The 11,388-nt window shown below is 38.2% G+C and carries 9 protein-coding genes, 4 pseudogenes and 1 other annotated feature; all 13 genes and pseudogenes read right to left on the bottom strand.

Going from position 1 to position 11,388, the window contains the following annotated elements:
* Positions 1–25: 25 nt before the first annotated feature.
* The gene (locus tag M44_RS07075; protein ID WP_029326771.1) at positions 26–1,324 is read right to left on the bottom strand and encodes a solute carrier family 23 protein; all 1,299 of its coding nucleotides are present in this window, start codon (positions 1,322–1,324) and stop codon (positions 26–28) included.
* Between the two features lie 155 nt (positions 1,325–1,479).
* A pseudogene (pyrR, locus tag M44_RS21170) lies at positions 1,480–2,018 on the bottom strand (bifunctional pyr operon transcriptional regulator/uracil phosphoribosyltransferase PyrR).
* A 194-nt stretch (positions 2,019–2,212) separates the two neighbouring features.
* A complete protein-coding gene (locus tag M44_RS07065) occupies positions 2,213–3,118 on the bottom strand; it encodes an RluA family pseudouridine synthase (RefSeq protein WP_010172307.1) in 906 nt (301 codons plus the stop codon).
* A 1-nt stretch (position 3,119) separates the two neighbouring features.
* Positions 3,120–3,583, bottom strand: a pseudogene (gene lspA / locus M44_RS21165) (signal peptidase II).
* A gap of 52 nt (positions 3,584–3,635) precedes the next feature.
* On the bottom strand, positions 3,636–3,890 hold the full coding sequence (locus M44_RS07055) for a hypothetical protein (RefSeq protein WP_010172302.1): 255 nt from the start codon (positions 3,888–3,890) through the stop codon (positions 3,636–3,638).
* Positions 3,891–4,185: 295 nt separating this feature from the next.
* Positions 4,186–6,949: pseudogene (ileS, locus tag M44_RS21160) on the bottom strand (isoleucine--tRNA ligase).
* Positions 6,950–7,048: 99 nt separating this feature from the next.
* Positions 7,049–7,271: a binding site (T-box leader), on the bottom strand.
* A gap of 50 nt (positions 7,272–7,321) precedes the next feature.
* Positions 7,322–7,837, bottom strand: coding sequence for a DivIVA domain-containing protein (locus M44_RS07045; protein ID WP_010172301.1), 516 nt, complete (start codon positions 7,835–7,837; stop codon positions 7,322–7,324).
* 85 nt (positions 7,838–7,922) lie between these two features.
* Positions 7,923–8,696, bottom strand: a complete 774-nt coding sequence (locus M44_RS07040; protein WP_010172300.1) for a YlmH family RNA-binding protein — start codon at positions 8,694–8,696, stop codon at positions 7,923–7,925.
* A 59-nt stretch (positions 8,697–8,755) separates the two neighbouring features.
* On the bottom strand, positions 8,756–9,022 hold the full coding sequence (locus tag M44_RS07035; protein WP_153007660.1) for a YggT family protein: 267 nt from the start codon (positions 9,020–9,022) through the stop codon (positions 8,756–8,758).
* Positions 9,022–9,465 carry a cell division protein SepF gene (locus tag M44_RS07030; RefSeq protein ID WP_010172298.1) on the bottom strand — a complete coding sequence of 148 codons (444 nt, stop codon included), beginning with the start codon at positions 9,463–9,465 and terminating at the stop codon, positions 9,022–9,024. Before M44_RS07030 ends, M44_RS07035 begins: the two co-directional genes overlap by 1 nt.
* A 1-nt stretch (position 9,466) precedes the next feature.
* Positions 9,467–10,152 (bottom strand): annotated as a pseudogene (locus M44_RS21155) (YggS family pyridoxal phosphate-dependent enzyme).
* 60 nt (positions 10,153–10,212) lie between these two features.
* Positions 10,213–10,971 (bottom strand): peptidoglycan editing factor PgeF, encoded by a 759-nt coding sequence (gene pgeF, locus M44_RS21150; protein WP_010172295.1) that lies wholly within the window; start codon positions 10,969–10,971, stop codon positions 10,213–10,215.
* A 70-nt stretch (positions 10,972–11,041) separates the two neighbouring features.
* Positions 11,042–11,320: a YlmC/YmxH family sporulation protein gene (locus M44_RS07015; protein ID WP_010172294.1), complete on the bottom strand. Its 279-nt coding sequence runs from the start codon at positions 11,318–11,320 to the stop codon at positions 11,042–11,044.
* Between the last annotated feature and the right edge of the window lie 68 nt (positions 11,321–11,388).

The raw sequence follows: 11,388 nt of genomic DNA, 5'->3' as shown, positions 1-11,388 counted from the left end.
TCTCTCTGGACCAATTTAAAAGGTACTATGCAGTTTCAATACTATTTTTAACTTCTGATTCTTCAAACAGCTGACTTTCTTCTTTTTCTCCTCCTGGAAGAACAAGATTTAATATAACTCCCACAATAGCTGCTAATGCCATTCCGCTTAGTGACACATCTGCTGTTAATTTAATGAATGCCCCTCCAATTCCGATGACTAAGATCACGGAAGAGATAATTAAATTTCGGTTGTTCTCTAAGTTAACTCCATTATCTATTAGCATACGGAGCCCACTGGATGCAATAATTCCGAATAAGAGAATCGATACTCCTCCCATTACAGGTGTTGGGATGGAACTGATTAAAGCTGAAATCTTTCCGATAAATCCGAAGGCTACCGCTAAGACGGCTGCTCCTGCTACCACATATATACTGTATACTCTTGTTATAGCAAGAACTCCGATATTTTCTCCGTATGTGGTGTTTGGTGGCCCACCAATGAGTGATGCAATCACTGTTGCTACTCCGTCACCAAGAATCGATCGGTGTAAACCTGGCTTTTCAATAAAGTTCTTTCCTACTACTTTACTTAACACAAGCTGATCTCCTGTATGCTCTGCCAAGGTCACAATGGCAACGGGTACCATAATCGCTACAATACTCCAAGAAAAACTAGGGGTGTAGGATAAGAATGGAAGAAAGAAATCTGGTGCTTGAATCCATTTTGCTTCTATAACATTTGTAAAATCCACAAGGCCAGCAAATGCTGCAATTGTGTAACCAGAGACAATCCCAATTAGGATTGGTACTAGTTTAAAGAAACCTTTTAACACGACGGAGCAAAGAATGGTAATCCCAAGTGTTGCTAGTGCAACAAGAAAATTTGTTGTACTATACTCTCCGTTTGCATCATTCATACTCATGCTAATTGCGGTACCAGCAAGTCCAAGTCCGATGACAATAATAACCGGTCCCACAACCACAGGTGGTAAAATTCTTTTGATCCAACCAACCCCAAAGGTTGCAATACAGAGTGCAACAATTCCGTACACAATACCCGCTAAAAAACTTCCAACCATAGCTCCGCCCATCCCATATCCTTCTTTGGCAATAAGGATTGGTGAAATGAAGGCGAAGGAGGATCCTAAATACGCAGGAATTTGTCCTCTTGTAATAAGTAAGTAGGCTAACGTGCCCACTCCACTTGAAACAAGCGCTACAGCTGGGGGCAATCCTACAAGAAATGGAACTAAAATGGTTGCTCCAAACATCGCAAATAAATGCTGGATACTAAATAGCAGCCATTTCTCTGGTGATGGTTTTTCATGAACGTCTAAGACGATATCTTTTTTCTATTTTATATTCCTCCTCATTTTTCCCATAAAAAAACCTCTTTGCTTGTATACAAAGAGGGTACAGAGAAACGAGAACCCTATCATAGATTCATCTGTTTCCTATTCCCCTTTGTCAGCCTCTCTGGACTGCCATTAAAAGGGTGCTATTCTTTTTCATAAATACTCACTTGATCATTCTCATCTACTTCCGTCAGCTGAACAACAATTTGCTCTTCGCTTGATGTAGGAATATTCTTTCCAACAAAATCAGCTCGAATTGGTAGTTCTCTGTGACCACGGTCGACTAAAACAGCTAATTGAATTTGACTTGGTCTTCCAATATCCATCAACGCGTCTAGGGCAGCTCTTACAGTCCGGCCTGTATAAAGAACATCATCTACAAGTACAACCTTTTACCACTAATTTCTGTTGGGACATCAGAGCCTTTCACTTCAGGTTCCTCATGCTTAATGGTTAAATCATCTCGATATAAAGTAATATCAAGTTCACCTACGTTGACTGTTTCGCCTTCGATTTGTTCAATCTTTTCAGCAAGACGGTTGGCTAAGTATATCCCTCTTGTTTTGATACCAACTAGCACCAAATCTTTAATCCCTTTATTTCGTTCAATAATTTCATGGGCGATACGTGTTAATGCTCTTCTAATAGCTGGAGAGTCTAATACGACGGCTTTCTCTGTCATATATTTTCCTCCTTCCTTAGCGTATTTATTCCAAAACAAAAGCCCTCTCGATAGTTCCGAGAGGGCATAAGGATGCCAAGCATCATAATAGTAATTAAACATGATGTTAGGTCCTTTTAAAGCCTCTCTGGACTTAATTAAAGGTAATGTATTAAGCTATTGCTACTATAAGCCTTTTCCTACACTCTGTCAATTCATTTTTGCAAATTTTGTAGAAGCTCATTAAACTCACTTGGAATCGGTGCAGTGAATTCCAGGTATTCTTCAGTCCGAGGATGAATAAAACCTAAAACCGCTGCGTGTAACGCTTGTCCACCAATGTCCATCGTTTTCTTTGGTCCATATTTTGGGTCCCCTACTAACGGAAATCCAATATACTTCATATGAACACGAATTTGATGGGTTCTTCCCGTCTCAAGCTGGCACTCCACTAACGTATATTGTTCAAATCGATCTTTCACCTCAAAGTGAGTAACAGCATGCTTCCCTTGATCTACAATGGTCATGCTCTGTCGATCTTTACTATCTCGTCCAATTGGCGCATCAATTGTACCGTAATCATGTTGAATGACACCATGAACAAGAGCCATATATTTTCGTGTGACTGATTTCTCAACTAATTGGTTAACCAGATGTTCATGGGCTACATCATTTTTTGCAACCATTAGAAGTCCAGACGTATCCTTGTCAATACGGTGGACGATTCCAGGACGCATTACTCCATTAATTCCCGATAAATCCTTACAATGATGCATCAAGCCGTTTACTAAAGTTCCTGAATAATGACCTGGTGCAGGGTGGACAACCATCCCTTTTGGTTTATTCACGACAATGACATCTTGATCCTCATAATAAACATCTAGGTTTAAATCTTCCGCTTCAACATCTAAAACTTCAGCCTCAGGCACTTCAATGGTAATCACATCTGAAGCCTGACTTTTATAATTCGTTCGCTTTTGTTCCATATTTACTAAAACATGACCGTCTTTAATCCACTGTTGTACTTGAGATCTTGACCAATCACTATTAATGGTAGAGACTACTTTATCGATTCTCTCCCCAACCTGCTCTTGTGTTACCGTATGTTCAAAACGTTCCATTCTATAGCTCCTTCTTTTTCCGCTCGTCTAAAATGATGCTAATCATAACAAAGATGACACCAATTGTTAAACTTGAATCTGCAATATTAAAGATTGGGAAATCGTATGATCCGATATATGTATCAATAAAATCAACCACTTCTTTTCTAAAGATCCGATCGATAAAATTCCCAATAGCACCGCCTAATAATAGAGCTAAACTTACTGAAAACAGTTTATTTCCTTTCGCTTCTGTATGAAGGTAAAAAAGGATTCCAATGATGACTATCGTTGTAACAATATAGAAAACCACATTTGGCCAGCCAAAATGCCCCATGCTGCACCTGTATTTCTATGAGACGTTAAATACAAAACATTTGGAATAATTTCTATACTTTCACCAAGTGTGAAATTTTTTACGATTAATGCTTTTGTCCACTGATCTAACAGTATGACAATTGCTGCAATAAGGTAATAAAATACCATAGGATAGCCTCCATCTACTAAAAGTATTACCTTTGCATTTTAGCATAAACCTTTACGATTTGGGAAAATTTTTATAAGAGTTCTTTTCATAGTGAATAGGAGCCTTTAAATAAGACTTCCAGCATTCCATATCTTGAGGAAAATACGTTAGCTCTTCGCTTGCTTCCATATTGTAGCCTACCTCTAATATTCGAGCGATATCACGACGTTCTCTTTTTACCATTTCTTTCACTTGAGGGTGTTTAGGATTGGCTTGATGTAATTCTTCTAGCATCATTTCCAGTTCAGTTAATAATAGTTCGTTCATGACTGCCCCTCCTTTTTCCTTAGTATGGTGTGTGAGAGCCGTTTTGATTGAATGTAAGATAAGGAAAAATAGGAAAGTGGGAGATATGAGTTCGTGTGTTCTGGTTGTGTTTGCGTTTTGAGACCTTTATTATTACTTTTGGTGTTTCTAATTGCTCTTCTGGCGTTTTTTTAATGATCACTAGCGCGTAGTTTCCCACTTCTAGTTCCTACATCTGCCCACCTATTCGCTCGCTTGCGCCAGTTACAGCCCAAAATAGTAAAAAAAAACCGAGAATAAACTCGGTTCCTTCAACTTATTTATAGTAGGTTTCCACAACATCCGCACAACGTACACATAATGTTGGGTGAGCTTCAGCCTCTCCTACATCAGTAGAAACAGTCCAGCAACGTTCACATTTCTCACCTTCTGCTTGTGATACAACGATGGCTACATTTTCAAATGTGGTTGCAGAAGCAGGTGAATCCTCTAGTGTTCCAGCTACTTCAAAGGCAGAAACGATAAATAGTTGTTTTAGACTTTCTTCAATTGACTCGATAAGCTCTCCTGTTTCTTTTGAAACATAAAGAGTTAACTTGGCTTCAAGTGATTTTCCAATGACTTTTTCATTACGCGCTTCTTCTAATGCTTTTAACACTTGGTCGCGTAAGGATAAGAATTTTTCCCATTTTACAACGATTTGTTCTGCATTATTGAATGTCTCAGATTCAGGCATTGAGGTAAGCTGGACGCTTTCTCCTTCGACTCCTGGAATGAACACCCATACCTCGTCCGCTGTGTGAGGAAGAATTGGGCTTAGTAATTTTGTTAAAGCAAAAAGTGTATCGTACATAACGGTCTGCATTGCACGTCGTTCTGGATGGTCTTCTCCTTCGATGTACAGAATATCTTTACCGAAGTCCATGTAAAATGAGCTAAGCTCAACAGTACAGAAATTATTGATCAAGTGATAAATTGTTGCAAATTCATACTGTTCATAAGCTTTTTTCACATCGGCAATCAATTTGTTTAATTTAATCATCATAAATTGATCAACTTCACGTAAACGATTGTATTCTACTCTGTTAGTTTCAGGTGCAAAATCATGTAGATTACCTAGTAAGAATCGAAGGGTGTTACGGATTTTACGGTACACTTCTGCTACTTGTTTTAAGATCGCATCAGATACGCGAACATCACTTTGATAATCAACAGATGAAACCCATAAACGAAGAATATCCGCTCCGAGCTGTTGAATTACTTTGTTCGGAACCATAACATTACCCAAGCTTTTACTCATTTTACGTCCTTGACCGTCGAGCGCGAATCCATGGCTTAATACTGCTTTATATGGGGCTTTTCCTGTAACCGCAACACCAGTTGTTAAACTTGAGTTGAACCACCCACGATATTGGTCTGAACCTTCAAGATATAAATCAGCAGGTCGCTGCAATTCTTCACGAGCTTCTAGTACTGCTTGATGTGAGGACCCAGAATCAAACCAAACATCCATGATATCTTGTTCTTTTGTAAATACTCCGTTAGGGCTTCCTTCATGTGTAAAGCCTTCTGGTAGTAAATCATTCGCGTCACGCTGGAACCAAACATTAGATCCATGTTCTTTAAATAATTGGATTACATGGTTGATAGTTTCATCGGTGATAATTTCTTCTCCATTTTCAGCATAGAATACTGGAATTGGAACTCCCCATGCACGTTGTCTGGAGATACACCAATCTCCACGATCACGTACCATATTAAATAAACGGGTTTCTCCCCATGCTGGGATCCAGTTTGTTTCTTTTACAGCTGTTAATAATTCTTCACGGAATTTATCAATCGATGCAAACCATTGTGCAGTTGCTCTAAAAATAATTGGTTTTTTTGTTCTCCAGTCGTGAGGATAAGAGTGAGTAAAGAATGATAATTTTAATAATGCTCCAGCTTCTTCTAATTTGTCTGTGATGGGTTTATTGGCTTGATCGTAAAATAAGCCTTCAAAACCTGGAGCTTCTTCTGTCATCACACCTTTATCATCTACAGGACATAATACGTCCAAACCATATTGCTTTCCGACTAAGAAATCATCTTCACCGTGTCCAGGTGCTGTATGAACACAGCCAGTTCCGGTCTCGGTTGTAACATGATCACCTAAGATAACTAACGACTCACGGTCATATAATGGGTGTTTTGCCTTTACGTATTCAAGCTCAGCGCCCCTAACAGTTTGAACTACGCTGTACTCTTCCCAACCCACTTCTTTTGCAACGGATTCAAGTAAGTCTTTCGCAACAACATATTTTTTATCTTCTGTTTGAACAATAACGTAATCTAAGCTAGCATGTACGGCAATGGCTAGGTTAGCAGGAATTGTCCAAGGTGTTGTCGTCCAAATGACAATTTGAGTCCCTTCTTCGAGAAGACCTTTTCCATCAACTACACTAAACCCTACATAAATACTAGGTGATTTCTTGTCGTGATATTCAATCTCTGCTTCTGCTAGAGCTGATTCTGAGGTTGGAGACCAATATACTGGCTTCTTCCCTTTATAGATGTAGCCTTTTTTCGCCATTTCTCCGAACACTCGAATTTGTTCTGCTTCGTACTCAGGCTTTAACGTAATATAAGGATTCTCCCAATCACCGCGAACCCCTACACGTTTGAATTGTTCTTTTTTGACTTTCTACTTGACCAAGTGCATATTCTTCACAAAGCTCTCTAAATTCAGCAACGCTCATTTCTTTACGTTTCACGCCTTTTTTAGTTAACGCTTGTTCAATCGGTAACCCATGCGTATCCCAACCTGGCACATACGGAGCTTGGAATCCTGACATTGATTTATAACGGACAATAAAATCTTTCAACACTTTATTAAGAGCGTGGCCCATATGGATATCTCCATTTGCGTATGGAGGTCCGTCATGCAGGACAAATAAAGGACGACCCTTTGTATGTTCTTGAACCTTTTGATAGATATTTAGTTCTTCCCATTTTGCTTGAATCTGAGGTTCACGATTCGGAAGATTTCCTCGCATCGGAAATTCTGTTTTTGGCATTCGCAATGTATCTTTGTATTCCATCTTCATTCCTCCTCTTAAACGCCGTTTATGCTTTCAGTTTTAACGGAGACATGTACTTTTACACTGTCTCAGATAAAAATAAAAAACCTCCTCGTCCCGAAAAGGGACGAGAAGGTTTTCCCGCGGTACCACCCTAGTAAATAGCATACGCGCTATTCTCCTTGGAATTCGTAACGTGAATAACTCGCTTTAAGCTACTAAGTGGCCCGTTCACTGAAAGTGCTCCTGGGTGATTTTCCTATTATCCTTAAAACTAGGCTCACACCATCCCTAGCTCGCTACATTTAGTCTTAATAGTACTCTTCCCATTCAACGCAGACGTTCATTAATTTATCATTGTTAAGTTATTATATGAAACAAGAAAGGTGTTCGTCAAGATAATGTGTCTTCTTCTTCTAAAGATTTTAGTTCGGAGGCATCCATTTTAAATTCTAATAATGTATCCCAATCATCGTTTTTCAGCATATCAAGCTGAGCTTCGATGAGCATTTTGAAGCGCGTACGGAAAACCTTCGCTTGTTTTTTTAACTCTTCTACTTCAAGTGCAATTTTTCTAGCCTTCGCTAACGATTCATTTACAATTCGGTCCGCATTTTTTTCTGCTTCACGAACAATGAGTTTAGCCTCTTTTTGGGCATTGCTTTTTACTTCTTCTGCTGCTTCCTGTGCGACAATAATTGATTTATTTAGCGTTTGTTCAATGTTTGAGAAATGACTAAGCTTTTCATCCGTTGAAAGTAATCTTTCTTCAAGCTCTTTCTTTTCACGAATAAGTAATTCATAATCCTTAATAATTTGGTCAAGAAATTCATTTACTTCATCTTCATCGTACCCTCTAAATCCTCTGCTAAATTCCTTATTATGTATATCTAATGGTGTTAAAGGCATGACGCCACCTCCACAGTCAAAGTAGTCTTACTGCTATTATACTGTTTTTCGACAGATTATGGGGAAATTCCTTTAAATTTTTTCGTTATTTTAACAATCCAGCCGTAACTTTCCACTTTTCTCTCTTTGTTTGACCATCAAGAGAAAAAATTTTAAGCCTTCCTTTTCCTCTGACAGAGATCATATCACCTGGTTCACATATAAAAGATACTCTGTCTTCTTCTCGCCAATTTACTTTTACTTTATTTGTCGTGATATAAGCTTGAGCTTTATTTCTACTGATTTTTAACAGAGTGGATAACATAACATCTAAACGTAGAGACGAGACGGTCGTTTGATATTCTGACCACTCTTCATTCGGTTGGATAATTTCTTTTCGATTTTTTTCAATCAGTTCAATTTGACTTTTTCCTACTTCAGTAAATTGGAGCGTAATATATGATTTTAATTCATTAGCCGCGATAAGTTGAATTCGATCGTCAGATAATAAAATATCTCCGTATTTTTCCCTTCGAATACCTAATGACATTAAGGCACCTAATATTTGTCTATGCTCTAATGTTATAAACTTTCTGGGATACTCTACTTCTAATAGGGCCAAGTCAAAGTCTTCTATTTTAGGTTGAAAATAGTCTGGATAGATCAAACAACGTTTCCTCTCTGCGTCAGGAAGTAATCCTTCGAAAGACACCAATACTTCACTCTGGGACCCAATGATTGCTTCGACAATTTGTCTTTCCCTAGGGTGAAGGAAATCCGTTAGCTTAGGAGCGTACTGATTGGCCACTTCTTCTTTCCATCTTATAACCGTATCAATAAATTCTTTTTCTTCAGGTCTAAAATGTTGATATATGTGCATATTGTCCCCTTCTGCTAGTTCAATTTTGCATACAAAAAAGAGCCTATTTCTAGACTCCTTTAAAACCAGGTTCCGATTGCCGCTAGCCCGTAATTTGCGAAATTAAGTACGATTATGGCAACAATCGGTGAAATATCAAACATACCTAATGGCGGAATAAAGCGACGGAATGGCTCTAAATAAGGTTCACTCAATCTAGATAAAACTTGTCCAAATGAAGTTTCTCGTGCATTTGGAAACCAGGACATTAAGATGTAAATAATCAGAACATACGTGTACATTGTTAATACAGTTTGAAGTGTACCAATAATAATTGACAATTTCATTACCACCTTGAATTATGAGAATCTTCTATTTCCTCAAGTGCAGATATTGCACCTTGAACTTCCACAGTATCTGGCGTACATAAGAAGATATCTACGCCGACTTTTTGAATATCTCCACCTAAAGCATAAACTGTTCCACTTAGAAAATCAATAATTCGTTTTGCTTGATCGTGTGATACTCGTTGTAGGTTAACTAATACAGACCGTTTCCCTTTCAAATGGTCTGCAATTTCTTGTGCCTCTGAATACATTCGTGGCTCAACTATCATCATTTTTGATTGCTTTTGAACACTCTGAAGGCTTACTACGTTTTGCTTTTGCTTCTGCTTAGAACGTAGCATGGGCTGCTCTTCTTCAAAGCTCTGAGACTTTTCTTCTACATAATCATATTCATCTTCATCTTCATAAAAGAACAACTTTTTAAAAGATGTACCAATTCCCATCCTATTCTTCCTCCTTATTGCCTACAAGGCTAGTTCCAATTCGAATATACGTGGCACCTTCCTCAATCGCTAGTTCGAAGTCGTTTGACATTCCCATGGAGAGTTCTTGACAAGGGGCATAGTCTAAATTCAAATTTTTTATCTCGTCACGAAGCACACGTAGCTTTTGAAAAATAGTACGTAGAAGTACCTCATCTGAACTGTACGGGGCCATGGTCATTAAGCCCACTACTTTTATGTTTGAGAAATGTGCTAGTTCTTTAATAAATTCCATAATATGTTCAGGAGCTATTCCCTGTTTAGATTCTTCTCCTGAAACATTGACTTGAACGAAGCATAGGACAGGAGCATTTGCTCTTTTTTCAATTTCTTTCGCTAAACTCAGGCGGTCTAGTGAATGTAAGTAGTCTACTTTGTTAATGACAGATTTTACTTTGCGTGTTTGAAGATTTCCAATATAGTGCCATGTTACATTTGAGCCAATTTCTTCAAACTTAGCTAGAAAACCTTCATCTCTGTTCTCTCCAAGGTGTTGAACACCTGCATCAATTGCCTCTTTTGCTCTTTGTATTGACACATATTTGGTAACACCAATAATAGAAACATCTTCTGGTGCTCGTCCAGATTTTAGACAAGCTTTTTCTTATTTTTTTGATTCAATAGGTTTAAATTGTCTTTAACAAGCAATGATTTCATCCCTTCCAACCAATAAATCCTAGCATCCTACCTGTCTTTCCCTCATCTCTCCTATGAGAAAAAATAATTTTGATCACATGCTGAACAATAATTAGTGGTAAGTATATTTTCTTTAATAATACCTGCCTCAATAAGAATTTCTCTATTTAATCCTCTTAAGTCTAATTGGTATTGCCCAGATGACACTTCCGTATAGAAAGAAGTGGGATTCGCTATAGTTTCATTTAATCTAGTAATAATAGGATCATCCACTACATAACAGGTAGTACAAATCGAAGGTCCTATCGCCACATGGATTTCATTTATTGGAACCCCTTCGTCTTGGACCCAAGTTTGAACCATTTCATTACCAATACCAAGAACCGTTCCTTTCCAACCTGCATGGGCAATACCTATTAATTTGGAATGAGGGTGAAGGAAGAATAAAGGAACACAGTCTGCATATGCAAGAGTTAAAAGTATTTCAGGATGATTCGTATAGAAACCATCGCAGTCTTTCACTGCATCTTCATAGCAAGTAGCCCCGCGCCCCCGAATAAGTGGAGTAATTTTTTCGATTCGTTTCCCATGTGTTTGTTCTGCTGAAACCCAATTATGTAAAGGTTGTTCTATTTGATCTGCCACGAAAACTCGGTTTACATTAACGCTACGTCTATCTTCACCGACATGATGCCCTAGATTGCATTCCCTATATTGGTTTTTACTTACCCCACCTAGCTTAGTTGTAAAACCGATTGTGAGATTAGGAAATTGTGTTACCCACTTTTCAATAATCAGAGTGCTTGTCGAAGCATGTACAAAAGGCTCCATTTGTTTCTACCTTCTTTCAACATATAGTGATAGTTTACCACAAAAAAAGAAGTCACGTCATGACTCCTTTTCATTGGCTCTTTGGTTGTTCAAGTTTTTCCTGTACATAATGGACATCCGTTAACCTGACTAAAATGACATCTTCTCCTATTTTCACAATCGATCGGAACGGAATGACGATTTCTTCTTCTTTTCCAAAAAATCCTAACACCTTACCCGTCCCTCCAACCACAACAGCTTCAATCTTACCTGTATCCAAATTTATTTCTATATCCCCAATGTTTCCTAGTCTTCTTCCATCTGATACGTTCACAACATCCTTTACTTGAAAATCAGAAATTCTTACCATCTTTCTCCCTCATTTCTACATCCCTATTACTAAATATATATGCAAATAAGAAAAAAAAGACAGACTAA

Source organism: Bacillus coahuilensis m4-4, assembly GCF_000171615.1.
Classification (GTDB): Bacteria; Bacillota; Bacilli; order Bacillales; family Bacillaceae_K; genus Bacillus_T; species Bacillus_T coahuilensis.
Note: the sequence above shows the minus strand (reverse complement) of the source record. Positions and strands in the feature narration are given on the sequence as shown.

Excerpts from the sequence above, each read along its gene's own strand:
- M44_RS07065 (WP_010172307.1), bottom strand. The coding sequence starts at position 3,118 with ATGGAACGTTTTGAACATACGGTAACACAAGAGCAGGTTGGGGAGAGA.
- M44_RS07055 (WP_010172302.1), bottom strand. The coding sequence starts at position 3,890 with ATGAACGAACTATTATTAACTGAACTGGAAATGATGCTAGAAGAATTA.
- M44_RS07045 (WP_010172301.1), bottom strand. The coding sequence starts at position 7,837 with ATGCCTTTAACACCATTAGATATACATAATAAGGAATTTAGCAGAGGA.
- M44_RS07040 (WP_010172300.1), bottom strand. The coding sequence starts at position 8,696 with ATGCACATATATCAACATTTTAGACCTGAAGAAAAAGAATTTATTGAT.
- M44_RS07035 (WP_153007660.1), bottom strand. The coding sequence starts at position 9,022 with ATGAAATTGTCAATTATTATTGGTACACTTCAAACTGTATTAACAATG.
- M44_RS07030 (WP_010172298.1), bottom strand. The coding sequence starts at position 9,465 with ATGGGAATTGGTACATCTTTTAAAAAGTTGTTCTTTTATGAAGATGAA.
- pgeF (WP_010172295.1), bottom strand. The coding sequence starts at position 10,971 with ATGGAGCCTTTTGTACATGCTTCGACAAGCACTCTGATTATTGAAAAG.
- M44_RS07015 (WP_010172294.1), bottom strand. The coding sequence starts at position 11,320 with ATGGTAAGAATTTCTGATTTTCAAGTAAAGGATGTTGTGAACGTATCA.